16 protein-coding genes are annotated in these 24,946 nt (G+C 70.8%); 10 read left to right on the top strand and 6 right to left on the bottom strand.

The window, feature by feature from the left end; genetic code table 11:
* Nucleotide 1 precedes the first annotated feature (1 nt).
* The 5 genes from mtrB (at nucleotide 2) to B1H19_RS16585 (ending at nucleotide 6,767) form a co-directional block, all read left to right on the top strand.
* Nucleotides 2–2,107, top strand: coding sequence for an MtrAB system histidine kinase MtrB (gene mtrB, locus B1H19_RS16610; RefSeq protein WP_083105477.1), 2,106 nt, complete (start codon nucleotides 2–4; stop codon nucleotides 2,105–2,107).
* Nucleotides 2,097–3,968, top strand: coding sequence for an LpqB family beta-propeller domain-containing protein (locus B1H19_RS16605; protein WP_237289347.1), 1,872 nt, complete (start codon nucleotides 2,097–2,099; stop codon nucleotides 3,966–3,968). The genes mtrB and B1H19_RS16605 overlap by 11 nt, the downstream gene beginning before the upstream one ends.
* 98 nt (nucleotides 3,969–4,066) lie before the next feature.
* Nucleotides 4,067–4,768 (top strand): ComF family protein, encoded by a 702-nt coding sequence (locus B1H19_RS16600; RefSeq protein WP_083105475.1) that lies wholly within the window; start codon nucleotides 4,067–4,069, stop codon nucleotides 4,766–4,768.
* A 318-nt stretch (nucleotides 4,769–5,086) separates the two neighbouring features.
* Complete coding sequence (gene hpf, locus B1H19_RS16590; protein WP_083105473.1) at nucleotides 5,087–5,773, top strand: ribosome hibernation-promoting factor, HPF/YfiA family; 687 nt, start codon at nucleotides 5,087–5,089, stop codon at nucleotides 5,771–5,773.
* Between the two features lie 232 nt (nucleotides 5,774–6,005).
* Entirely contained in the window at nucleotides 6,006–6,767 is a 762-nt protein-coding gene (locus B1H19_RS16585) for a response regulator (protein WP_083105472.1), read from the top strand.
* 27 nt (nucleotides 6,768–6,794) lie between these two features.
* Here the strand turns inward: B1H19_RS16585 and B1H19_RS16580 are convergent, their stop codons facing one another.
* Together B1H19_RS16580 and B1H19_RS16575 are read right to left on the bottom strand one after the other, a co-directional pair.
* Nucleotides 6,795–8,054 (bottom strand): winged helix-turn-helix domain-containing protein, encoded by a 1,260-nt coding sequence (locus B1H19_RS16580; RefSeq protein WP_083105471.1) that lies wholly within the window; start codon nucleotides 8,052–8,054, stop codon nucleotides 6,795–6,797.
* Between the two features lie 99 nt (nucleotides 8,055–8,153).
* Complete coding sequence (locus B1H19_RS16575) at nucleotides 8,154–8,777, bottom strand: GNAT family N-acetyltransferase (protein ID WP_083109692.1); 624 nt, start codon at nucleotides 8,775–8,777, stop codon at nucleotides 8,154–8,156.
* Nucleotides 8,778–9,017: 240 nt separating this feature from the next.
* On the opposite strand from B1H19_RS16575, the gene secA reads away from it, so the two are divergent.
* Complete coding sequence (secA, locus tag B1H19_RS16570; RefSeq protein ID WP_083105470.1) at nucleotides 9,018–11,843, top strand: preprotein translocase subunit SecA; 2,826 nt, start codon at nucleotides 9,018–9,020, stop codon at nucleotides 11,841–11,843.
* Between the two features lie 64 nt (nucleotides 11,844–11,907).
* On the opposite strand, the gene B1H19_RS40460 is transcribed toward secA, so the two are convergent.
* The gene (locus B1H19_RS40460; RefSeq protein ID WP_261340965.1) at nucleotides 11,908–12,816 is read right to left on the bottom strand and encodes an Rv3235 family protein; all 909 of its coding nucleotides are present in this window, start codon (nucleotides 12,814–12,816) and stop codon (nucleotides 11,908–11,910) included.
* A gap of 284 nt (nucleotides 12,817–13,100) precedes the next feature.
* Between B1H19_RS40460 and B1H19_RS16560 the strand changes: the two genes are divergently transcribed.
* The 3 genes from B1H19_RS16560 to B1H19_RS16550 all read left to right on the top strand — a co-directional run bounded on the left by B1H19_RS16560 (nucleotide 13,101) and on the right by B1H19_RS16550 (nucleotide 19,808).
* Nucleotides 13,101–13,607: a DUF6912 family protein gene (locus tag B1H19_RS16560; protein WP_083105469.1), complete on the top strand. Its 507-nt coding sequence runs from the start codon at nucleotides 13,101–13,103 to the stop codon at nucleotides 13,605–13,607.
* A gap of 118 nt (nucleotides 13,608–13,725) precedes the next feature.
* Nucleotides 13,726–14,409: an HAD family hydrolase gene (locus tag B1H19_RS16555; RefSeq protein ID WP_107426394.1), complete on the top strand. Its 684-nt coding sequence runs from the start codon at nucleotides 13,726–13,728 to the stop codon at nucleotides 14,407–14,409.
* 440 nt (nucleotides 14,410–14,849) lie between these two features.
* Entirely contained in the window at nucleotides 14,850–19,808 is a 4,959-nt protein-coding gene (locus B1H19_RS16550) for an NAD-glutamate dehydrogenase (RefSeq protein ID WP_083105467.1), read from the top strand.
* Between the two features lie 94 nt (nucleotides 19,809–19,902).
* Here the strand turns inward: B1H19_RS16550 and B1H19_RS16545 are convergent, their stop codons facing one another.
* Both B1H19_RS16545 and B1H19_RS16540 read right to left on the bottom strand, forming a co-directional pair.
* Nucleotides 19,903–20,700 carry an ABC transporter ATP-binding protein gene (locus tag B1H19_RS16545; RefSeq protein WP_083105466.1) on the bottom strand — a complete coding sequence of 266 codons (798 nt, stop codon included), beginning with the start codon at nucleotides 20,698–20,700 and terminating at the stop codon, nucleotides 19,903–19,905.
* Nucleotides 20,693–21,634, bottom strand: a complete 942-nt coding sequence (locus B1H19_RS16540) for an ABC transporter permease (RefSeq protein ID WP_083105465.1) — start codon at nucleotides 21,632–21,634, stop codon at nucleotides 20,693–20,695. The genes B1H19_RS16545 and B1H19_RS16540 overlap by 8 nt, the downstream gene beginning before the upstream one ends.
* A 139-nt stretch (nucleotides 21,635–21,773) precedes the next feature.
* Here B1H19_RS16540 and B1H19_RS16535 point away from each other — a divergent pair, with 139 nt between their 5' ends.
* Nucleotides 21,774–22,409 (top strand): TetR/AcrR family transcriptional regulator, encoded by a 636-nt coding sequence (locus B1H19_RS16535; RefSeq protein WP_083105464.1) that lies wholly within the window; start codon nucleotides 21,774–21,776, stop codon nucleotides 22,407–22,409.
* 100 nt (nucleotides 22,410–22,509) lie between these two features.
* Here the strand turns inward: B1H19_RS16535 and B1H19_RS16530 are convergent, their stop codons facing one another.
* A complete protein-coding gene (locus tag B1H19_RS16530; RefSeq protein ID WP_083105463.1) occupies nucleotides 22,510–24,861 on the bottom strand; it encodes a bifunctional glycosyltransferase/CDP-glycerol:glycerophosphate glycerophosphotransferase in 2,352 nt (783 codons plus the stop codon).
* Nucleotides 24,862–24,946: the final 85 nt, after the last annotated feature.

Here is a 24,946-nt window from a genome sequence, read left to right as displayed (position 1 = left end):
GATGATCCGGGACGGTGCGGCCCCGGAGGCACAGCGGGGGCGTTCCGTCGGCCCGGCGGGTGAAATGTTCTTTTCGGGTAGATTGGCCGCTCGGCTGTTGCGTGGCGGCCAGCTGCTGCCCGACGGGGCCGTGAGCGGTCCGGTCCACCCTCTGCTGCGGCTCTTCAGCCGCTGGGTACGGCGGCCGCTGCTGCCCGCCCTGCGGCTGTGGCGGCGCAACATCCAGCTGCGGGTCGTCGCCACCACCCTGCTGATGTCGCTCGCTGTGGTCCTGCTGCTCGGTGTGGTGGTCGTCGGCCAGGTCCGTAACGGTCTGCTCACCGCCAAGGCGCAGGCCGCACAGAGCCAGGCGGTCGGCGGCTTCAGCGTCGCCCAGAAGATGGCCGACGGTGCCGACGACACCCGGCCCGACGATGCCGCCCGCACCGGAAACCGCGGCTCCCAGGACTCCGCGACTTGGCTGACCGGTCTGGTCGAGCAGCTCGCCAGCGGCGGCCAGGGCGTCTTCTCCGTGGTGGCGCTCAGCTCCGATTCCGACGAGCCGTTCGGCGACTCCAGCCCCGGCACCCGCGGCCCCCGCGCCTCCGGGGACGTCGACCCCGAGCGCAGCGTGCCCGCCGAGCTGCGGCGCAAGCTCGACGCCAAGTCCGGCACGTTCCGCCAGTACACCCAGATCAAGCGCATCGGCTCGGACGACGGCGTGGCCGCGCTGATCATCGGCAAGCGCCTCAACGACATCAACGGCAACCAGTACCAGCTCTACTACCTCTTCCCGTTCAGTCAGGAAGAGGAGTCCCTGAAGCTGGTGACGGGCACGCTGGCGACCGCCGGGGTGTTCGTCGTGATCCTGCTCGGCGCCATTGCCTGGCTGGTCGTGCGGCAGGTCGTCACGCCCGTACGGATGGCCGCGGGGATCTCCGAGCGGCTGGCCGCCGGGCTCCTCCAGGAACGGATGAAGGTCACCGGTGAGGACGACATCGCCCGCCTCGGCGAGTCCTTCAACAAGATGGCGCAGAACCTCCAGGTCAAGATCCAGCAGCTGGAGGAGCTGTCCCGGATGCAGCGCCGGTTCGTCTCCGACGTCTCGCACGAGCTGCGGACGCCGCTGACGACCGTACGGATGGCGGCCGATGTCATCCATGACGCCCGTGACGAGTTCGACCCTGCCACCGCGCGCTCCGCGGAGCTGCTGCGCGGTCAGCTCGACCGGTTCGAATCGCTGCTCGCGGAGCTGCTGGAGATCAGCCGGTTCGATGCGGGCGCGGCCGCGCTGGAGGCCGAGCCGATAGACCTGCGCGATGTCGTCAGCCGCGTCATCGAGGGCGCCGAGCCGCTCGCCGAGGCCAAGGGCACCCGCCTCGTGGTGCGCGGCGCCGAGCGGCCGGTGATCGCCGAGGCGGACCCCCGCCGGGTGGAGCGGGTGCTGCGCAACCTCGTGGTCAACGCCGTCGAGCACGGCGAGGGCCGGGACGTCGTGGTGCGGCTGGCCTCCGGGGGTGGCCCGTCGGGTGGCGCCGTGGCCGTCGCGGTGCGCGACTACGGCGTCGGCCTCAAGCCCGGTGAGGCGACCCGGGTCTTCAACCGTTTCTGGCGCGCGGACCCGGCGCGGGCGCGGACGACCGGCGGCACGGGCCTGGGCCTGTCCATCGCCGTCGAGGACGCCCGGCTGCACGGCGGCTGGCTCCAGGCGTGGGGTGAGCCGGGCGGCGGCTCGCAGTTCCGGCTGACGCTGCCCCGTACGGCCGGTGAGACGCTGCGCGGCTCCCCGATACCGCTCGAACCAGAGGACTCGCGGCGCAACCGCGGCCTGGCCGGGGCGGGGCCGGCGCGGGCCGGCGCGGGCCGGGCGGCGTCCGCGATCCCGGCGCAGCCGCGTGCCGCGGTCCGTCCTACGGCCGATCCGGCGGCGCTCCCCGGCGCCGGCGGCGCCCGCGTGGTGCCGGCGTCCGGGGGCGTACGGAATGACGGAACGGCGCACGGCGAGGGTGCGCACACCGAGGCGCCGCACCGTGGCGGTGCGGAGGTCGACGACAGAGCCGCCGATGAGGCGGCACAGCAGGAAGCCGGGCGGGGAGCGGAGCGGGAGGGCGGGCTGCGTGGACACTGAGCGCGAAGGGGAGGGCCGGGCCGGGCACACCTCCCGCAGGGGCGCGCGGCGGGCGCGCACGGCCGGGCTGCTGGGCTGCGCCGCCGTACTGCTCGCCGGGTGTGCGTCGATGCCGGACAGCGGCGATGTCAAGGCGGTCGACCAGTCGCCGCGGGCCGAGGGCGACTCGCAGGTACGGGTCTACGGCGTCCCCCCGCAGGACGGCGCGCAGCCGACGAACATCGTCCGCAGCTTCCTCGACGCCACGACCAGCGACGAGGCGGATTTCCGCACCGCCAGCCAGTATCTGGCCAAGTCGGCCCGGCGGACCTGGCAGCCGTTCCGGGTCACCAATGTGCTCCAGGAGCGCCCCAAGCCCGAGCCGCAGATCCAGCGCAACCGCGAGGACGCGAACGGCTACACCGTCACGCTCTCCGGCAGTCAGGTGGCGACGGTGGACGGCAATCACGCCTACACCCCCGAGGAGCGCGCCTACCGCCGGACGATCCACCTGATCAAGGAGAACGGGCAGTGGCGCATCGACCGCCTGCCCAACGGGCTGGTGCTCGGTCAGTCCGACTTCCAGCGGATCTACCGTTCCGTCAACAAGTACTACTTCGCGTCCTACCAGTCGGAGTCGTCGGAGCCGAAGGCGAGCCGTAACGTCCTGGTCGCCGACCCGGTCTATCTGCGCCAGCGGATAGAGCCGATCGCCGCCAGTGTGGAGGCGCTGCTGAACGGGCCCACCGACTGGCTGGGCCAGGTGACGGCGTCGGAGTTCCCGCGCGGCACCCGGCTCGCCTCGCGCGATCTGGCGCTGGACGATTCCAATGCGCTACGGGTCAAGCTGACCGAGCAGGCCGTCCACACCGACGCCGCGCAGTGCAAGCGGATGGCGGCCCAACTCTTCTTCACCGTCCAGGACATGACGCGGGCCTCGAAGATCAGCGAGGTGGACCTGGAGGACGCCAAGGGCAATTCCCTGTGCTCGCTGACCCAGGAGCAGGCCGAACGCGACTTCTCGCCGGTGCGGCACGCCGGGCACTCCGCCCAGGAATACTTCCTCGACGCCGACCACAAGGTCGTCTCCATGTCCGACGACGCCACCGAACCGGCCCCGGTGCGCGGCCCGTTCGGCACCGGCAAGACGGCGCTGCGCTCGGTCGCCGTCTCGCGCGATGAGACGACCGCGGCCGGGGTGTCGAGCGACGGCCGGTTGCTGTACGTGGCCGGCCTGGAGGACGGCGTGCAGCGCGGCGGCCCGCTGCTGACCTCCGCGGGCTCCGCCAAGGCCCCGGACGAGGGGCTGACCGCGCCGAGCTGGGACGGCCTGGGCGATCTGTGGATCGCCGACCGCAGCGCGCACAGCTCGCGGCTGCTGCGGCTGCGCGAGGGGAAGGGCGCCCCCGAAGAGGTCGCGGTGCCCGGTCTGGGCAAGCGGCGGATCAAGGCGATCCGGGTGGCCGCGGACGGGATCCGGATCGCGATGCTGGTGGAGGACAACGGGCGTACGACGCTCCAGCTGGGCCGGGTCGAGCGCGGCGGTTCCTCGGCGCATCCGGTGCTCTCGGTGGAGGAACTGCGGCCGATCGCACCGCAGTTGGAGGATGTGGTGGCTGCCTCCTGGGCAGGCGGCAGCCGGCTGGTGGTCGTCGGGCGCGAGTCCGGCGGGGTGCAGCAGATGCAGTTCATGGAGACGGACGGTTCGGCGTCCAATGCGGAGACGCTGCCCGGGGTCAACGGCGTCAAGGCGGTCGCGGCCTCGGAGGACGAGACCCGGCCGCTGATCGCCGACGCCACCGAGGGCATTGTGCGGCTGCCTCCGGATGCGAACTGGAAGACGGTGGCGAAGGACGGGACGGCACCGGTCTATCCGGGGTGACGGCGCCCGGGCCCGCTGGTGGGCGGACCGCCGAGGTTGTCCACAGGCGGTTGTCCACAGGAGTGGTGGCCGGGCTCCGGCGGCGGGACCCTGGAGTCATGCAAGGGGTGTGGCGGGAGCTTGCCGGTCTGGTGCTGCCGGTGGACTGCGCGGGGTGCGGTCGGCCGCGTACGGAGCTGTGTGCGCAGTGTCGCCGGGCGCTGGTGCGCGAGGGGCGCGGTGCGCGGCGGGTGACGCCGCGGCCCGGGCCGGAGGGGCTGCCGCCGGTGTGGGCGGGTGCGCCGTACGCCGACGAGGTGCGGGCTGTGCTGCTGGCGCACAAGGAGCGCGGTGCGCTGCGGCTGGCGCGGCCGCTGGGGGCGGCGCTGGCCGGGGCCGTGCGGCGGGTGCGGGGCGGCGGCGGGGCGCCGGTGCTGGTGCCGGTGCCGTCGGCCCGAAGAGCGGTGGCCGGCCGGGGTCATGATCCAGTCCGCAGAATCGCGCGGGCGGCCGCCGCCGACCTGCGGCGCGGCGGTGCGCGGGCGCGGGTGCTCACAGTGTTGCGGCAGTGCCGTCCGGTGGCCGACCAGGCGGGGCTGAGCGCCCCGCAGCGGCTGGCGAACATGGTGGGTGCACTGGAGGTGCGGGGCGGTGCCGGGAGGCTGCTGGCGGCGGCGCCAGTGGTGCTGGTGGACGATCTGGTGACGACGGGGGCCACGCTCGCCGAGGCCGCGCGGGCCATCGCCGCGGCGGGCGGCCGGGTGGCCGGGGCGGCGGTGGTCGCGGCGCCCCGCAGCGCAATCGAAATCAAGTGGAACTGAGCGAGGAATTTCATCGTTGCAGGTAATGAGGGGCAACGTTCACCCGAACGGAGCTGGTGGTCGCAAAGGGGTGCCGACAGCCGTCCAGGAGAGCTATGTTCGGTTGTGAGGACTTGGCAGACGCTTTGCCTCGTATGTCGTGATGGGTGCGTCTGGGGGTATTTGCGGCCACCCTGAAAACGTTGGAGTGGAGATCGTGTCCTTTGGGGAGGAGGAGGTGAAAGTCGCCAAGTCCGAGGCTTCGGCATCCACCGGAGCCTGGTGCAAGAAGGAGTCGCTCCGCCTGCGTAGCGGAGCGATCCGGGAACGGAGTTCTGCGTGGACATCGTCGTCAAGGGCCGCAAGACCGAGGTGCCCGAGCGGTTCCGCAAGCACGTGGCCGAGAAGCTGAAGCTGGACAAACTCCAGAAGCTCGACGCCAAGGTGATCAGCCTGGACGTCGAGGTGTCCAAGGAGCCCAACCCGCGGCAGGCCGACCGTTCCGACCGGGTGGAGATCACCCTCCGCTCCCGTGGTCCGGTGGTCCGGGCCGAGGCGGCCGCAGCGGATGCGTATGCGGCACTGGACCTGGCCACCGCCAAGCTGGAGGCCCGACTGCGCAAGCAGCACGACAAGCGCTTCTCCCGCCGCGGCAACGGGCGCATCCCGGCAAGTGATGTCGCCGCCATCGTCCCCGGCGCCGCGCGTCTGAACACCAACGGCGAGCTCGCCACCGAGCGCGAGCAGCAGGTGCCGACCACGAAGATGGGGTCGGTCGACGTCCAGGGCGAAGGTCCCCTGGTCGTCCGCGAGAAGACCCACTCGGCAGCACCGATGACGCTCACCCAGGCGCTCTACGAGATGGAGTTGGTCGGCCACGACTTCTATCTCTTCGTCGATGCCGAGACCAAGCAGCCGAGCGTCGTCTACCGGCGCCACGCATACGACTACGGCGTCATCCACTTGAACCCCGATTCGTTCGGGGAGGAAGAGCCGGGCGGCGCAGGGGGCGCGCTCGGCGGCTGATACCCATCCGCTCTGTGCCCCCGGCGTGCGCCGGGGGCACCATCGTGCCTGAAGAAAGCAGGAGTTGAAGCCGTATAGTGTTCGTGCCAGCCAGGGAGCATGTGGACACGAAACGGCTACGTGCCGGGGAGACGTCGTATGGCATTGATCGGGCTGGCCGCACGGGGCTGTTGTCAACCAGCCTTATTTCCAAGCTCTGGCCCTTCGGCCGAGTAGTTGACGGGGAGGAACGATGGGGGACAGTTTCGGGCCCGTGAGTGACGGCGCGGAGGGCGACGGAAGCGGCAGCGGAAACGGTGCTGTCGCGGGGATTGCCGCGAGCGTGCCGCGCAAGGAGCCGATCCGGGTCCTGGTGGTGGACGACCACGCGCTTTTCCGTCGCGGCCTGGAGATCGTGCTGGCCCAGGAGGAGGACATCCAGGTCGTCGGCGAGGCCGGGGACGGCGCGGAGGCGGTCGACAAGGCCGCGGATCTGCTGCCGGACATCGTGCTGATGGACGTCCGGATGCCCAAACGGGGCGGTATCGAAGCGTGCACCGCCATCAAGGAGGTCGCCCCCAGCGCGAAGATCATCATGCTGACGATCAGCGACGAAGAGGCCGATCTCTACGACGCGATCAAGGCCGGCGCCACCGGCTACCTCCTCAAGGAGATCTCCACCGACGAAGTGGCCACCGCCATCCGCGCGGTCGCGGACGGCCAGTCCCAGATCAGCCCGTCGATGGCGTCCAAGCTCCTGACGGAGTTCAAGTCGATGATCCAGCGCACCGACGAGCGCCGGCTGGTGCCCGCGCCCCGGCTCACCGACCGCGAGCTGGAGGTCCTCAAACTGGTCGCCACCGGCATGAACAATCGCGATATCGCCAAAGAGCTGTTCATTTCCGAAAACACCGTGAAAAACCACGTACGCAACATCCTGGAGAAGCTCCAGTTGCACTCCCGGATGGAGGCCGTGGTCTACGCGATGCGGGAGAAGATTCTCGAGATCCGCTGAGCCGCATCGGCCGGTCGGCCGTACGGATCAGCCGGACTCCTCACTCATGTGAGTGAGTTCTGAGCGGAGCGCGGCGGCCAGTTTCGCGTCGTCGCAGCGCTCCAGACGCACGGCGTCGCAGCCCACCCAGGTGGCGGCCTCACGGAGCGCCTGTGCCATGGGGCGGACGGCCCTGGAGCCCTGCATCGAGACCTGGCGGGCGATGAGGGTGGTGCCCTCGCGGGCCGGGTCGGCGCGGCCCATCAGACGGCCGCCGGACAGCAGCGGCATCGCGAAATAGCCGTGTATCCGCCGGGGGCGGGGGACGTAAGCCTCCAGGCGATGGGTGAAGCCGAAGATCCGCTCCGTGCGGGCGCGGTCCCAGATCAGGGAATCGAACGGCGAGAGCAGGGTCGTGCGGTGCCGGCCGCGGGGCGGGGCGGCCAGGGCGGCGGGATCGGCCCAGGCCGGTCTGCCCCAGCCCTCGACCTCGACGGGGACCAGCCCCGAGCCCTCGATCACGGCATCGACCTGGTCGCCCTTGAGGCGGTGGTAGTCGGCGAGATCCGCCCGGGTCGCGACCCCCAACGCTGCCCCGGCCTGCGCCACCAGGCGGCGCAGGCACTCCGCGTCGTCCAGATCGTCGTGCAGCAGGGCGTCGGGGACGGCGCGCTCGGCCAGGTCGTACACCCGCTTCCAGCCGCGGCGCTCGGTGCAGACCACCTGGCCGGTGTCCAGCAGCCACTCCACCGCGATCTTGGTCTCGGACCAGTCCCACCACTCCCCGCCCTTGCGGCCGCCGCCCAGCTCGGAGGTGGTCAGCGGACCGTCGGCCGTCAGCCGTGCCAGGACGGCGGCGCAGGAGCGGTCGGAATCCTCCATGGTGTGCCAGCGGTAACCCTTGGCGCGGTAGGCCCGGCGGCGGAAGGCGAAGTGCGGCCACTCCTCGATGGGCAGGATGCAGGCGGCGTGCGACCAGTACTCGAAGCTGTGGGCGCCGCTCCAGTAGGCGCTCTCGACGGCCTCGCGGCCGACCGGGCCGAGGCGGGCGTACGGCACCAGCTCGTGCGAGCGGGCCAGCACCGAGATCGTGTCCAGCTGCACCGCGCCCAGATGCCGCAGCACCCCGCGCACGCCCTCCCGTCGCCCGCCACCGCCTCGAGTGGAATCGCTTCGCGATGCTCGGACACGTCGTCGCTCCGGGGTGCCCAGCAGTCCCTGGGCCCGCAGCGCCAGGCGCCGGGCGTCGTCCCGGGAGAGAGTTGTCACGGGCGGGGGCAGCGGCCGGGTGCGCGGACTGGTGGTCATGCGGGAAAGGGTAGGGGCGGCCACTGACAATGCCCGGGCCGCCTGCCGCCTGCCGCCTGCCGCCTGCCGCCTGCCGCCTGCCGCACCCGGCGGCGGGCCTCAGTCCGTCCGCCCGCCACCGTACGGAAGGTAGGGGGTGGCCTCCGCGGCCGGGCCCGCCGGCGCGGGAGCCCGTGGCAGATCGGACGGGAGGAGGGAGCCGATCCACACGTCGCGGCGGGTGCCCTCGTGGATCAGCTTGGCGCGCAGGGTGCCCTCCATCTGGAAGCCGACCTTGCGGGCCACCGCCCGGGAGCCTTCGTTGCCCGCTTCCGCGAGCCACTCCATCCGTTCCACCCCCAGGTCGGCGAACGCCCAGCGCACCACCTCGCGGGCCGCCTCGGCGGTGTATCCCCGGCCCCGGTGCTCCTTGGCCGTCCAGTAGCCGAGCTCCGCCTGGCGCTCGGGGGCGCGCAGCAGGGAGATCCGTACCAGTCCCATGGAGCCGATCAGGGAGCCGTCGGTCCGGGAGACCACGGCGAAGGCATAGGCGGTGTCGGTGCGCCAGCCTTCGGGGGCGGTCGTGGCGACGTACTGTTCGGCGTCTCCGAGGCCGTACGGTGAGGGGACGCTCGTCCAGCGCGGTATGTCCGGTTCCTGGCAGGATGCGAAGACTGCGGGGGCGTCGGACGGCTGGAAGGGACGCAGGGCGAGGCGTTCGGTGGTGAGGACGACGGGCTCCATGAGGCGAGTCTGCGGTGCGGAGAAATCGAGGGCGAACGGATTTCGCGTGATTCCCGGCACCTTCTCGTACGCTCATGCGTTCACCGGACGAGGGCATACCTGCCGTCGCTGCGGCTAACCTCCCGGCCTGACAGAGTCCTCCCTTACGATGGCCGTTGCGGCGGGGCCTGCCCCATTGGAAACATGCCGCGCCCGCGCACCCGACCGTGCCAGGCCCGACCGGCAAGGAGACCAGCCCAAGTGTCCGTCTTCAACAAGCTCATGCGTGCAGGCGAAGGAAAGATCCTGCGCAAACTGCACCGCATCGCGGGCCAGGTCAACTCCATCGAAGAGGACTTCGCGGCCCTGTCCGACGCCGAGCTGCGGGCGCTCACGGACGAGTACAAGGAACGCTACGCCGACGGCGAGAGCCTGGACGATCTGCTGCCCGAGGCGTTCGCCACGGTCCGCGAGGCCGCCAAGCGCGTGCTCGGCCAGCGCCACTACGACGTTCAGCTGATGGGTGGCGCGGCCCTCCACATGGGATACGTCGCCGAGATGAAGACCGGTGAGGGCAAGACCCTCGTCGGTACCCTCCCGGCGTATCTCAACGCGCTCTCCGGCGACGGCGTCCATCTGATCACGGTCAACGACTACCTGGCCGAGCGCGACTCCGAGATGATGGGCCGGGTCCACAAGTTCCTGGGGCTTTCGGTCGGTTGCATTCTGGCCGATATGACGCCGGCCCAGCGCCGTGAGCAGTACGGCTGCGATATCACCTACGGCACGAACAACGAATTCGGCTTCGACTACCTGCGCGACAACATGGCCTGGTCGCAGGACGAACTCGTCCAGCGCGGCCACAACTTCGCGATCGTCGACGAGGTCGACTCCATCCTGGTGGACGAGGCCCGTACGCCGCTGATCATCTCCGGCCCGGCGGACTCCGCGACCAAGTGGTACGGCGACTTCGCCAAGTTGGTCAAGCGCCTGAAGAGGGGCGAGGCCGCCAATCCGCAGCGCGGCATCGAGGAGACCGGCGACTACGACGTCGACGAGAAGAAGCGCACCGTCGGCATCCACGAGTCCGGCGTCAGCAAGGTCGAGGACTGGCTGGGCATCGACAACCTCTACGAGTCGGTGAACACCCCGCTCGTCGGGTACCTCAACAACGCGATCAAGGCCAAGGAGCTGTTCAAGAACGACAAGGACTACGTCGTCATCGACGGCGAGGTCATGATCGTCGACGAGCACACCGGCCGTATCCTCGCCGGTCGCCGCTACAACGAGGGCATGCACCAGGCCATCGAGGCGAAGGAAGGGGTGGAGATCAAGGACGAGAACCAGACGCTCGCCACGATCACCCTCCAGAACTTCTTCCGCCTCTACGGCAAGCTGTCCGGTATGACCGGTACGGCCATGACCGAGGCCGCCGAGTTCCACCAGATCTACAAGCTCGGCGTGGTGCCGATCCCGACGAACCGCCCGATGGTCCGCATGGACCAGGCGGACCTGATCTACCGCACCGAGCCGGCCAAGTTCGACGCGGTGGTCGAGGACATCGTCGAGAAGCACGGCAAGGGCCAGCCGATCCTGGTCGGCACGACCTCGGTGGAGAAGTCCGAGTACCTCTCCCAGCAGCTCAACAAGCGCGGGGTGCCGCACGAGGTCCTCAACGCCAAGCAGCACGACCGGGAGGCCTCGATCGTCGCCCAGGCCGGCCGTAAGGGCTCGGTCACGGTTGCCACGAACATGGCCGGCCGCGGTACGGACATCAAGCTCGGCGGCAACCCCGACGATCTCGCCGAGGCGGAGCTGCGGCAGATGGGCCTGGACCCGGTCGAGCACGTCGAGGAGTGGGCGGCCGCGCTGCCCGCCGCCCTGGAGCGGGCCGAGGCCGCGGTCAAGGCGGAGTTCGAGGAGGTCAAGGAGCTCGGCGGGCTCTACGTCCTGGGCACCGAGCGGCACGAGTCGCGCCGTATCGACAACCAGCTGCGCGGCCGCTCCGGCCGTCAGGGCGACCCGGGCGAGTCCCGTTTCTACCTCTCCCTGGGCGACGACCTGATGCGGCTGTTCAAGGCCCAGATGGTCGAGCGGGTCATGGCGATGGCCAACGTCCCCGACGACGTCCCGATCGAGAACAAGATGGTGACCCGGGCGATCGCCTCCGCCCAGTCGCAGGTCGAGCAGCAGAACTTCGAAACCCGCAAGAACGTCCTGAAGTACGACGAGGTGCTCAACCGCCAGCGCGAGGTCATCTACGGCGAGCGGCGCCGCGTCCTGGAGGGCGAGGACCTCCAGGAGCAGATCAAGCACTTCATGGACGACACCATCGACGCCTACATCCAGGCGGAGACGGTCGAGGGCTTCGCCGAGGAATGGGACCTGGACCGGCTGTGGGGCGCGTTCAAGCAGCTCTACCCGGTGAAGGTGACCATCGAGGAGCTGGAGGAGGAGGCCGGCGACCGCGCGGGCATCACCGCCGAGTTCATCGCCGACGCCGTCAAGGAGGACGTCCACGAGCAGTACGCCGCCCGTGAGGAGCAGCTCGGCTCGGAGATCATGCGCGAGCTGGAGCGCCGGGTCGTGCTGTCCGTGCTGGACCGCAAGTGGCGTGAGCACCTCTACGAGATGGACTACCTCCAGGAGGGCATCGGCCTGCGGGCGATGGCTCAGAAGGACCCGCTGGTCGAGTACCAGCGCGAGGGCTTCGACATGTTCACCGCGATGATGGAGGGCATCAAGGAGGAGTCCGTCGGCTATCTGTTCAACCTGGAGGTCCAGGTGGAGCAGCAGGTCGAGGAGGTCCCGGTGCAGGAGACGGCCGAGCGGCCCAGCCTGGAGAAGGCGCAGGACGTCGTCCCGGCCGGTGCGGGCCGTCCCGAGATCCACGCCAAGGGCCTGGAGGCCCCGCAGCGTCCGGACCGGCTGCACTTCACCGCGCCCAAGGTGGACGGCGACGGCAGCGTCATCGAGGGCGACTTCGTCAGCGACGAGGAGGGCCCGGCCCGCTCGGAGGCCGACGGGCTGACGCGGGCGGAGCGCCGGAAGGCGCAGAAGGGCGGCGGACGGCGCCGCAAGAAGTAGGCACGTCGAACGGGGCGCCCCGGCCATGCGGCCGGGGCGCCTTCGTGTGCCCGGTCGACGGGGCCTAGGGGTGCGGTGCCGGGACCCATGGCCGGGGCATCGGGCCGATGTCGAGGGTGGCGCAGCGCCAGCGGGTGTCGGCGCCGCGTTCGAGGCGGAAGGCGAGGGCGCGCAGGCGGTCGCCGGAAGAGATACGGGCGAATGCCTCGATGACGCCGTCTCGGGGGCGGCACAGACCGCATTCGCGGAGGGTGGGGACGGCGGCGCGGCCCGGTGCGGTGAGGGGGCGCAGGGGGGCCTGCGGGGCGAGCTCGACCAGCTGGTCGTAGGCCGTGGGCAGGGCGTGGCCCAACAGGGCGTGCACGGGGATCTGGCCGCTGAGCGCGAGCAGCAGCTGTCGGGCGAACCAGAGGTGCGGCCGCCGCTCGTGCGCCTGGCGTCGGGCCCCGGCGGTCGGCAGCCGGGCGGCGGTGGCCGCGGCCGCGGCCGAGCGGGCGCCCGGGTCTCCGGCGGCACCCGCCGCGCGGCCGGCGGACGGACCGGCCGGGACCGTACGGCCCGGAGTGGTGCGGGTGGTCGTCGACGGTCCGGCGGGCCGGGTGCGCCCACGCCCCCGGCCGGGCCCGGCACCGGGACCGCGGCCGGCGCCCCTGGGGCGGCGGGGGGCGGGGGTGCGGCTTGCGGGGGCCGGATCGGCGGGGGCGGATTCGGCGGCGGGGCCGGTGGTGGCGGCCGGGGTGGTGGGAGTGGCTTCGGGGCTGGTGCGGGGGTGTGGGGCGCGGGCGGCAGCGGTGTCGTCGCGGACCTCGCCGGGCGCGCCGACGGACGTCGCACCCGGCATCCCGCCGGATGTCTCCCCGGGCGCGCCGACGGACGTCTCCCCGGGCGTCCCTTCGGGAGCCCCCTCGGGCGTCGCGTAGTGGTCGGCCGCTGTGGCCGCGTCGGAGGGTCGGATCGGATGGCTGTCCGTCATGAGCATGTCCCCCTTGTGCCGGGTTGGTCGATTACCGAGCGGTAGCTTCGGTGGATCTTCTCGGCGGGGCCGGGCGGGCGGCAAGGCGGGCCGGGGCCGCGCGGCGGGGCGTGCAGAGTTCACACGTCCGTGGCGGGGGCGTGGGAAATCGAGGATGGGAGGGGGCGGGGCGAGGTTCCGCGGCGGTGTCGGGGCGGGTGTGCGGGAGCCCTGATGGGGGACTCTCGCCCGTATGCTGGCTGAGCATTCTTCAGAGTCGAGCGAAATGAGCGGAAGCGGCTGCCATGCGCGTCTATGTCCCCCTGACCCTTTCCGGTCTCGCCGAGGCGCACAAGAGCGGTGAGCTGGGCGCGGGGCCCCTCGACGCGTACGCCGTCACGCCCGCGCTGCGCGAGTGGTACGTCTCGGACGACATCGAGGAGCTGGAGTATGCGGCGCTGAACCGCGCGGCCCAGGCTTCGCTGCGGCAGCTCGCCGGCAATCCGCAGGCGGCGCGTCGGCGGGTCGTGGTGGCGGTGGATGTGCCCGAAGGGGTGGCGGTGGCGGATCCGGACCGGGCGCTGGACGAGTCGGCGCTGGGTCAGGTGCGGCTGGCCGGGCCGGTGCCGCTCACGACGGCGGCCGCGGTGCATGTGGATGCGGACGATGCGGAGCCGGATGTCGCGGCGGCCGCGGCGGCGCTGGGCGCGGCGGACCAGGGCGACGACGATGCGCAGTTCACCGTGGACGGTGCGCAGGACCACGATCTGATGTGGTTCGGGGTGCAGGAGATTCCGCACCTGCTGGCGTAGCGCGGCCGGGTCCCCGCCCGCCCCCGCCGGTCCGTCCGGCGCCGTTGTCAGTGGGTGCGGGTACGTTTTCTGCATGGGGAAGGACGCGGGGACGTACACGACGGGGATGCACACGGCCATGGACGGGACGCGGCGCGCAGCGCACATCGTGTGGGACTGGAACGGCACGTTGTTCCACGACACCGATGCGGTGATAGGGGCCACCAATTCCGCATTCGCGGAGCTCGGGCTGGCGCCGATCACGCTGGAGCAGTACCGCGCGCTGTACTGCGTGCCCGTTCCGAAGTTCTACGAGCGGCTGATGGGGAGGATGCCGACGGAGGCCGAGTGGCTGGTGATGGATGCCACTTTCCACCGGCATTACACCGAGCACCGCGTGCGGTGCGGGCTGGCCGCCGGGGCGGATCTGCTGCTGGCGGAGTGGCAGGCGGCCGGGCACAGCCAGTCGATCCTCAGCATGTTCGGGCACGACGAGCTGATACCCCTGGTGCGCGGCTTCGGGATCGAGGCGCGTTTCGTACGGGTGGACGGCAGGACCGGGCCGTCCGGCGGCGGCAAGAGCGAGCACATGGTGCGGCATCTGGCGGCGCTGCGGGATGTGGAGCCGGGGCGTACGGTCGTGATCGGTGACGCGGCCGACGATGCGGTCGCCGCGCGGGACGCCGGGGCGCATGCGGTGCTCTACACCGGTGGCTCGCACAGCCGGGCCAGCCTGGAGGGCGCCGGAGCGCCGGTGGTGGACACCCTCGCCGAGGCGGTGGCGGTCGCGTCGGAGCTGGCGCGGCGCGGCGCGGCCGGGTGACCGGCGCCGTCCGGGAGCACCGTCCGGAAGCGTGAAGGCCCGCCGGCGTGCCGACGGAGCGCCTCGTGCCATCGCACATCCGGGCGGGCAGGGCGTTGTCCGGATGGGCTAAGTTCATAGTGGGGTTTTGTACGGAGAAGGCCCATGACGGCACCCCTGCCGAGAGCGATAGCCTTGCAGCGTGATCAGCGCGATAACCCGCGGGGGCGTCGAGGCCCCCGCCGTGCGCCCGGGACACCACCGTGACCGGGCGGTCGCTGGTCTTTGCGGCCACCTTCCCGTGTCGACCGTGTCACCACTCGTCGAACACGGCACGGCCCTCCCTCATCGCGGCATAGCGTCGACGTCGACAGGACATCCCGTGTCGTGGCGGCGTTGTGCGGCATCCACCACGTTCTTCCACAACGTCACGCAACGGCGCGCGACAGGAGCCAGAGGACATGCAGACCAAGCTGGACGAAGCCAAGACCGAGCTGCTCGCCAGGGCCGCCCGGGTCGCTGAAAACAGTCCGGCCGGGGGACATCTCCCGGTACGCGGACTCGACCCGGAGACCCTCACGGGATATCTCCAGCGCTACTACCTGCACACCGCCCCCGAGGACCTCACCGGCCGCGACCCGGTCGACGTCTTCGGCGCCGCGCTCTCGCACTACCGCCTCGCCGAGACGCGTCCTCAGGGCACCGCGAACGTCCGGGTGCACACCCCGACCGTCGAGGAGAACGGCTGGACGTGCAGCCACTCCGTCGTCGAGGTGGTCACCGACGACATGCCCTTCCTGGTCGACTCGGTCACCAATGAGCTCTCGCGCCAGGGCCGCGGCATCCATGTCGTCATCCACCCCCAGGTCACCGTCCGCCGCGACGTCGCGGGCAAGCTGATCGAGGTCCTCGACAGCAACGGCGAGCCGCACCCCAACGGCAACGGCAAGGCCGCCGCGCTGCCGCACGACGCGGTGACCGAGTCCTGGATCCACGTCGAGATCGACCGCGAGACCGACCGCGACGACCTCAAGCAGATCACCGCCGATCTGCTGCGGGTGCTGTCCGATGTCCGCGAGGCCGTCGAGGACTGGGACAAGATGCGCGCCGGCGCGCTGCGCATCGCCGAGGAGCTGCCCGGCGAGCCGCTCGCCGACGATCTGCGCGACGAGGAGATCGCCGAGGCCCGCGAGCTGCTGCGCTGGCTGTCCGACGACCACTTCACCTTCATCGGCTACCGCGAGTACGAGCTGGCCTCCGCGCCCGGTGAGGGCGGCGTCGAGGAGGACGTGCTGACCGCCGTGCCCGGTACGGGCCTGGGCATCTTGCGCTCCGACCCGCCGCACCGCGAGAGCGACGCCGGCCACCCCGTCTCGCCGTCCTTCAACCGGCTGCCCGCCGACGCCCGCGCCAAGGCCCGCGAGCACAAGCTGCTGATCCTCACCAAGGCCAACAGCCGCGCCACCGTGCACCGCCCCTCGTACCTGGACTACGTCGGCGTCAAGAAGTTCGACAAGGACGGCAACGTCGTCGGCGAGCGGCGCTTCCTGGGCCTGTTCTCGTCGGCCGCCTACACCGAGTCCGTCCGCCGGGTCCCGGTCATCCGCCGCAAGGTCACCGAGGTCCTGGAGGGTGCCGGCTTCACCCCGGACAGCCACGACGGCCGCGACCTGCTCCAGATCCTGGAGACCTACCCACGCGACGAGCTGTTCCAGACCCCGGTCGACCAGCTCCGGGCCATCGCCACCAGCGTCCTCTACCTGCAAGAGCGCCGCCGGCTGCGCCTGTACCTGCGCCAGGACGAGTACGGCCGCTACTACTCCGCGCTGGTCTACCTCCCGCGCGACCGCTACACCACCGGCGTCCGGCTGCGGCTGATCGACATCCTCAAGGAGGAACTCGGCGGCACCAGCGTCGACTTCACGGCCTGGAACACCGAATCGGTGCTCTCCCGGCTGCACTTCGTGATCCGGGTGGAGCCGGGCGCCTCCCTGCCCGACCTCACCGACGCGGATGTGGACCGTATCGAGAGCCGCCTGGTGGAGGCCGCCCGCTCCTGGGCCGACGGTTTCGCCGAGGCGCTGACCGCCGAATGCGGTGAGGAGCGCGCCGCCGAGCTGCTGCGCCGCTACAGCCAGGCCTTCCCCGAGGGCTACAAGGCCGACAACTCCCCGCGCAGCGCGGTCGCCGACCTCCAGCACCTGGAGAAGCTCACCGGCGAGGTGGGCAACGACTTCTCCGTCAGCCTCTACGAGCCGGTCGGTGCGGGCCCCGGCGAGCGCCGCTTCAAGATCTACCGCACCGGCGAGCCGGTCTCGCTGTCGCGGGTGCTGCCGGGCCTGAACCGCCTGGGCGTCGAGGTCATCGACGAGCGCCCGCACGAGCTGCGCCGCGCCGACGGCACCGTCGCGTGGATCTACGACTTCGGTCTGCGGCTGCCCGAGCACGTCTCCGGCGACGACTCCCGCGAGCGCTTCCAGGAAGCCTTCACCGCGGTGTGGACGGGCGCCGCCGAGAGCGACAACTTCAACAAGCTGGTGCTGCGGGCCGGCCTCAACTGGCGCCAGGCGATGGTGCTGCGCGCCTACGCCAAGTACCTGCGGCAGGCCGGCGCCACCTTCAGCCAGACGTACATGGAGGACACCCTCTCCAACAACGTCCACACCACCCGGCTGCTGGTCTCGCTCTTCGAGGCGCGGATGGCCCCGGAGCGGCAGCGGGCCGGCACGGAGCTGACCGATGCGCTGCTGGAGGAGCTGGACGCCGCGCTCGACCAGGTCGCCTCCCTGGACGAGGACCGCATCCTGCGCTCCTTCCTCACCGTCATCAAGGCGACCCTGCGCACCAACCACTACCAGCGCGACAGCCACGGCAATGCGCACGCCTACCTGTCCATGAAGCTCGACCCGCAGGCGATCCCCGATCTGCCGGCGCCCCGCCCGGCGTTCGAGATCTGGGTGTACTCCCCGCGCGTGGAGGGCGTCCACCTGCGCTTCGGCAAGGTCGCCCGCGGTGGTCTGCGCTGGTCGGACCGCCGGGAGGACTTCCGTACGGAGATCCTCGGCCTGGTCAAGGCGCAGATGGTCAAGAACACCGTCATCGTGCCGGTCGGCGCCAAGGGCGGCTTCGTCGGCAAGCAGCTGCCGGACCCGTCGGCGGACCGCGACGCCTGGCTGGCCGAGGGCATCGCCTGCTACAAGACCTTCATCTCCGGTCTGCTCGACATCACCGACAACCTGGTGGGCGGCGAGGTCGTGCCGCCGAAGAACGTCGTGCGCCACGACGAGGACGACACCTACTTGGTGGTCGCGGCCGACAAGGGCACCGCGACGTTCTCGGACATCGCCAACGAGGTCGCCGAGTCGTACGGCTTCTGGCTGGGCGACGCCTTCGCCTCCGGCGGCAGCGCCGGCTACGACCACAAGGGCATGGGCATCACCGCCCGCGGCGCCTGGGAGTCGGTCAAGCGGCACTTCCGCGAGCTGGGCCACGACACCCAGACCCAGGACTTCACCGCGGTCGGCGTCGGCGACATGTCCGGTGACGTCTTCGGCAACGGCATGCTGCTCAGCGAGCACATCCGCCTGGTGGCCGCGTTCGACCACCGGCACATCTTCCTCGACCCCAACCCGGACGCGGCGACCTCGTACGCCGAGCGCCGCCGCCTCTTCGAACTGCCGCGCTCCTCCTGGGCGGACTACAACACCGAGCTGCTCTCCCAGGGCGGCGGCATCCACCCCCGCTCGGCCAAGTCCATCCCCGTCAACGCGCAGGTGCGGGCCGCGCTCGGCATCGAGTCCGGCGTGAAGAAGATGACGCCGGCCGATCTGATGCAGGCCATCCTCAAGGCCCCGGTCGATCTGCTGTGGAACGGCGGCATCGGCACCTATGTGAAGTCCTCGGCGGAGACCCACACCGACGTCGGCGACAAGTCCAACGACGCCATCCGCGTCAACGGCGAGGACCTGCGGGTCAAGGTCGTCGGCGAGGGCGGCAACCTGGGCCTGACCCAGCTGGGCCGGATCGAGTTCGCCATGGCCGGCGGCAAGATCAACAACGATGCGATCGACAACAGCGCCGGTGTGGACACCTCCGACCACGAGGTGAACATCAAGATCCTGCTGAACGCCGTGGTCGCCAACGGCGATATGACGGTCAAGCAGCGCAACAAGCTGCTGGCCGAGATGACCGACGAGGTCGGCGCGCTGGTGCTGCGCAACAACTACGCGCAGAACACCGCGCTCGCGCTGGCCCAGGCCCAGTCCTCCAGCATGCTGCATGCCCAGCAGCGCTTCATGCGCCGCCTGGTGCGCGACGGCGATCTCGACCGGGCGCTGGAGTTCCTGCCCAGCGACCGGCAGATCCGTGAGCGGCTCACCGCCGGGCGCGGTCTGACGCAGCCCGAGACCGCGGTGCTGCTGGCGTACACCAAGATCACGGTGGCCGATGCGCTGATCCAGACGCCGCTGCCGGACGACCCCTACCTCCAGCGGCTGCTGCACGCCTACTTCCCCTCGGCGCTCTACGACCGCTTCGCCGAGCAGGTCGACGGGCATGCGCTGCGCCGGGAGATCGTGACGACGGTGATGGTCAACGACACCGTCAACACCGGCGGCACGAGCTTCCTGCACCGTATGCGCGAGGAGACCGGCGCCTCGCTCGAAGAGGTCGTACGGGCGCACACCGCGGCCCGCGCGATCTTCCGGCTGGGCCAGGTCTGGGACGACGTCGAGGCGCTCGACACCGTCGTCGCGGCCGATGTGCAGACCCGCATCCGGCTGCACTCGCGGCGGCTGGTCGAGCGCGGCACCCGCTGGCTGCTCAACAACCGGCCGCAGCCGCTGGAGCTGTCGGGCACCATCGACTTCTTCGGCGACCGGGTCGCCCAGGTCTGGGCGCAGCTGCCCAAGCTGCTCCAGGGCGGCGACGCCGAATGGCACCAGACGATCCTGGAGGAGCTGACCGGCAGCGGGGTGCCCGAGGCGCTCGCCGTCCAGGTGGCCGGCTTCTCCTCGGTCTTCCCGGCGCTGGACATCGTCGCCATCGCGGACCGCAGCGGCAAGGAGCCGCTGGAGGTCGCGGAGGTCTACTACGACCTCGGCGACCGGCTGCGGATCAACCAGCTCCTGGACCGCATCCTGGAGCTGCCGCGGGCCGACCGCTGGCAGTCGATGGCCCGCGCCTCCATCCGCGAGGACCTCTTCGCCGCGCATGCGGCGCTGACCAGCGACGTCCTGGCGGCCGGCAACGGCTCCGGCACGCCCGAGCAGCGCTTCAAGGCATGGGAGGAAGCCAACGGCGCCATCCTGGGCCGCGCCCGCGCCACGCTGGAGGAGATCCACGGGTCGGAGGGCTTCGACCTGGCCAACCTGTCGGTCGCCATGCGGACGATGCGCACGCTGCTGCGCACGCACAGCTGAGGCCCGGCAACGGGAACGGGGACGGCCCCGGAGCGCACTGCTCCGGGGCCGTCCCCGTTCCCGTACGGCGCCGCCCGCCCGGGGTGATCGAGCCCTAGCGCTCTTCCTCGTACGCGGAGACGACCTCCTCGGTGGGGCCGTCCATGATCAGCTCGCCCCGCTCCAGCCACAGCACGCGATCGCAGGTGTCGCGGATCGACTTGTTGTTGTGGCTGACCAGGAAGACCGTGCCGGCCTCCTCGCGCAGTTCGCGGATGCGGTCCTCGGAGCGCTTCTGGAAGGCGCGGTCGCCGGTGGCCAGCGCCTCGTCGATCAACAGGACGTCGTGGTCCTTGGCCGCGGCGATGGAGAAGCGCAGGCGGGCGGCCATACCGGAGGAGTACGTCCGCATCGGCAGCGAGATGAAGTCGCCCTTCTCGTTGATGCCGGAGAAGTCGACGATCCCGTCGCGGCGCTCGCGCACCTCCTCGCGGGACATGCCCATCGCCAGGCCGCCGAGCAGGACGTTCTTCTCGCCGGTCAGGTCGTTCATCAGCGCCGCATTGACGCCCAGCAGCGAGGGCTGGCCCTGGGTGTAGACATGGCCGCGCTCGGCGGGCAGCAGGCCGGCGACCGCCTTGAGCAGCGTCGACTTGCCCGAGCCGTTGGAGCCGATCAGGCCGATCGACTCGCCGCGGTAGGCGGTGAAGGAGACGCCCTTGACGGCGTGCACCTCGCGTACGCCCGTCGAGGGCTTGCGGCGGACGATGCGGTTGAGGGCCGCGGTGGCGCTGCCCTTGCCGGCGCCGGTGCCGTAGATGCGGTAGACGATGTGCAGATCGTCCGCGATCACGGTCGGGATACGGTCCTCGGCGGCCTGGGTCGGCCGCAGGTTGTCGGTCTGCTCAGCCACGTCCGTACCGCTCCTCTGCCTTCCAGAAGTACACAAAGCCCGCGACGCCGGCCAGCAGCGCCCACCCGGCGGCGAACGCCCAGACGTGCGGCGGCAGTTGCTTGTGGGTGAAGCTGTCGATCAGCGCGAACCGCATCAGGTCGATGTAGACCGCGGCCGGGTTGCCGTTGAGCAGGACCACCACGATCTGCGGGAGGTGCTTGCCCACCAGGATCCGGCTGATGCTGAACATGACGCCGGAGGCGTACATCCAGGTGCGCATGATGAACGGCATCAGCTGCGCCAGGTCCGGGGTCCGGGAGCCGAGGCGTGCCATGACCAGCGACATGCCCGTGTTGAAGAGGAACTGCAACGCCAGTGCCGGGAAGGCCAGCAGCCACGACCAGCTCGGCACCTGCCCGAAGCAGAGCAGGATGACCACCAGCGCGCTCATGGAGTACAGCAGCTGCTGGAGCTGCGCCAGGCAGATCGAGATGGGCAGGCAGGCGCGCGGGAAGTGCAGCGCGCGCACCAGGCCGAGGTTGCCGGAGATCGCCCGGGTGCCGCTCAGGACCGAGTTCTGGGTGAAGGTGAAGATGAAGACACCGGTCACCAGGAACGGGATGTAGTCGGGGACGCTCTTCTTCGTGTCGAGCAGCACACCGAAGATCAAGTAGTAGACGGCCGCGTTGAGCAGCGGGGTCAGTACCTGCCAGATCTGGCCGAGCTTGGCGGTCGTGTACTGCGCGACGACCCGGGCGGTGGCGAACGAGGTGATGAAGTACCGGCGCTGCCACAGCTGGCCGAGGTACGCGGGCAGCGAGGGCCGGGCGCCGCTCACCTTGAGGCCATGGGCCTCGGCCAGGGCGCGCAGCGTGGGATCGGGCGCGGGGCGCCCGGCGCTCTTGAGGGCCGGGGCCGGATCCGTGGTCGGGGGGGCGAGGGTCTGGGGCATGGGGGCCGCTTTCGTTGCGTCCAGGGCGGCGGAACAGGTGCCGGACGACGGAACGGGTCCGTATCGTCGTGACGCTGCCGAGACTAAAGGGAGCTCACGTCGAAACGCAACCGTAGCGTCGTGACGCTATGCTCAAGCCATGGCAAAGAACGGGGCACACCAGGGCGGTACGACGGATCGGGTGGGGGCGCGCCGCACCCCGGCAGGAGCCGCCGTACTGCGGGAGGACAAGACCGCGGCGATCCGCGCCGCGGTCTTCGAGGAACTGGCGACGGTCGGGTTCGCCCGAATGAGTATCGAGGGCATCGCACGGCGCGCGGGCGTGGGCAAAACCGCGGTCTACCGGCGGTGGCGTTCCAAGCTGCACCTCGTACTGGACGTGGTCTCGGCGGTGGCCGTCGCCGGACTGCCGTCGCCGGACACCGGATCGCTGCGCGGCGACGTACGGCTGCTGCTGGAGGTCGCGGCCCGCGCGCTGCGGCATCCGATGGCCTCGCAGATCATCCCGGACCTGCTGGCCGAGGCCGCCCGCAGCCCGGAGCTGGCCGAGGCGCTCAGGACGGCGCTGCACGACAGCCAGCAGAGCATGGCCGCCGCGATGGTGGAGCGGGCCGTCGAGCGCGGGGAGATCCCGGCGGGCGTCGACGGCAAACTGGCGCTGGACCTGCTGACCGGGCCGCTGTACTGGCGGCTGGTGGTGGTCCGCGACGATCTGCCCGCGGGCTATCTGGACGCGCTGGCGCAGTCGGTCGCGGCGGCGCTCGGCGCGGAGTGAGGGACCGGTCCGCACGGAGGGACCGGTAGATACGGATACGGGCCCGCCCCCGGTCGCATTCCGACCGGGGGCGGGCCCGTTGGGCGTTCAGGTGCCGCCGTCAGCCCGCCAGCTCGACCCCGGAGGCGTCGGCGTCCGTGCCCGGCACCCGGTCGTCCCCGGCCTTGCGCGGTGCGGGCAGCTTGACCAGGCCCGCCTCGGCGGCCGCGGCGCGCGGGCGGGGGGCCACGGTCCGCTCCTCCGGCGGCTGCGGCGCGGGCGCGGCCTCCTGGCCGAGGAAGACCTGGCGCACCACGCGCTCGGCGGCGTGCCCGTCGTCCCACTGGCAGAAGCGGGCCCGGAACGCGGTGCGCAGCCCGGTGGCCTTCTCGTCGTCCCAGCGCCCGCTGCGGAACGCCTCGATCAGCTCGTCCTCGGTGGTGGCGATCACGCCCGGGGTGTCGCCCGGCTTGCCCGAGAGCAGGTCGAAGGTGACGCCGCGGGAGCGGACGTAGGTGTCCCAGTCGTCGGCGTAGTTGATGATCGGCCGGTCGAGGTTGGCGAAGTCGAACATGATCGACGAGTAGTCCGTGACCAGCGCGTCGGCGGCCAGGCACAGCTCCTCGACGACCGGGTGCCCGGAGACGTCGATCAGCGCGCCGCGCTCCTGGAGCTTCTGGAGGCCCGGGTCCTGGTCGTAGAAGTAGTGGGTGCGCACCAGCAGCACGAAGTCCTCGCCCAGCTCGCGGGAGATCTTCTCCAGGTCGAGGCGGGGGACGTAGCCGACCTGGTAGTCGCGCATGGTCGGCGCGTACAGGACGGCGGTCTTGTCGGGGGCGATGCCCAGCCGCTCGCGGATCTCCAGCACGTCGGCGGCGGTGGCCCGGTAGTAGACGTCGTTACGGGGGTAACCGGCGTCCAGCGAGGTGAAGTTGCAGGGGTAGACACGCTCCCACTGCTCGGTGGTGTGCTGGTTGGAGGAGAGCGAGAAGTCCCAGCGGTCGGCGCGGGCGAGCAGCTTGCGGAAGCTCATGCCCTTGGCGGCGGCCGGGTAGCGCTTCTGGTCGGTGCCCATCGACTTCAGCGGGGTGCCGTGGTGGGTCTGGACGTGGACCTGGCCCTCCCGCTTGACCACGCTGTCGGCGAAGTTGACGTTGTTGACCAGGTACTTGGCGCGCGCCACGACCTCCCAGTAGCGCGGCGAGTTCAGCACCACATGGTCGATACCGGCCGGGACCTGGTCGGCCAGGCTCTCCTTGACCACCCACACGCCGTGCACCTGCGGCGCCAGCTCCTTGGCCCTCTCGTAGATCGCGAGCGGGTTGCAGGCGGGCAGACGGTTCCAGTACGCGGAGTAGACCGCGAGGTTCTCGTCCAGCGGCTGCCGCAGCAGCGCCTGGTAGCGCAGGTCCATGGCCTTCTTCTTGGCCTGCTTGACCCGCTTGCCCGCGTGCTTGCGGACCGTGCGCTGCACCTTGCCGGCGACCTTGAGGCCGGCCAGCGCGGGGTAGGCGTCCTTGGCGAGCAGCGCGTACTTGCCGCCGGCGACGCCCGTGGGCCGCACGAAACCGGCCGGTACGCGCCGGCGGTAGTCGCGGGAGGCGCGGTGGAAGAACTCCGCGGTGGCGTTCTGCGGCAGCCGGCCCGGCTTGTCCAGGATGGTCAGATAGTGGTCGATCATCTTGCGGAACATCTGCGGGCGCCAGCGCGAGAGCTCCGGGTGCGCGTCGAGATAGGCGAACACCCGGCCGTACTGGTCGAAGACATCGAAGTGCTTACGGCTGGTGGTGCGCAGGATGTTGCCGCCCTGGCGGCGCTGGCGGTAGTGCAGGCAGACCCGGTCGAGAACGGCGATCCGCTGCGCGGTGATCAGCGTGCAGAACGTCCAGGGCGCGTCCTCGTAATAGCCCACCGGGAATTCGAAGCCGTGCTCCTCGATGAAGTCGCGGCGGTAGGCCTTGTTCCAGACGATCTGGAGGAGATCAAGGATTTGCGGGCGGTCGGCCAGCGCGAAGGCGGGGGCGCCGGATTCGTCGAGGAGTTCGGCGAGCGCATTGCGCCGGGCCGAGCCGTCCCAGTACGTCCGCGCGTAATCGAAGATCAGGATCTCGGGGTCCTCGGTGGCGGCCAGCCGGTCGGCCAGCGCGCTCAGCGCGCCCGGCACGAGGGTGTCGTCGCTGTCGAGGAAGAGGACGTAGTCGCCGGTGACCTTCTCCAGACCGGCGTTGCGGGCCAGCCCCAGGCCGACGTTCTCCGGCAGGTGCAGGACCTGTACGCGGTCGTCGGCGGCGGCGTACTCGTCCAGGATCGCGCCACTGGCATCGGGGGAGCAGTCATCGACCGCGATCACTTCGAAGTCCGTGAAATCCTGCGCCAGCACCGAGTCCATGCATTCGCGCAAGAACCCCTGCACTCTGAAGCAGGGGACGATGACGCTGAAGCGGGGTGCGGCGTCGCGGACCATCTCCGACATGCGGTACTACTCCTCGTGACGATCTGTGCACAGAACGCAAAAAAGCCCGAAAGGGCGGATCCCATTGTCCGTCATCCGACTCGCG

The organism is Streptomyces gilvosporeus, from assembly GCF_002082195.1.
Taxonomy (GTDB): domain Bacteria; phylum Actinomycetota; class Actinomycetes; order Streptomycetales; family Streptomycetaceae; genus Streptomyces; species Streptomyces gilvosporeus.
Note: the sequence above shows the minus strand (reverse complement) of the source record. Positions and strands in the feature narration are given on the sequence as shown.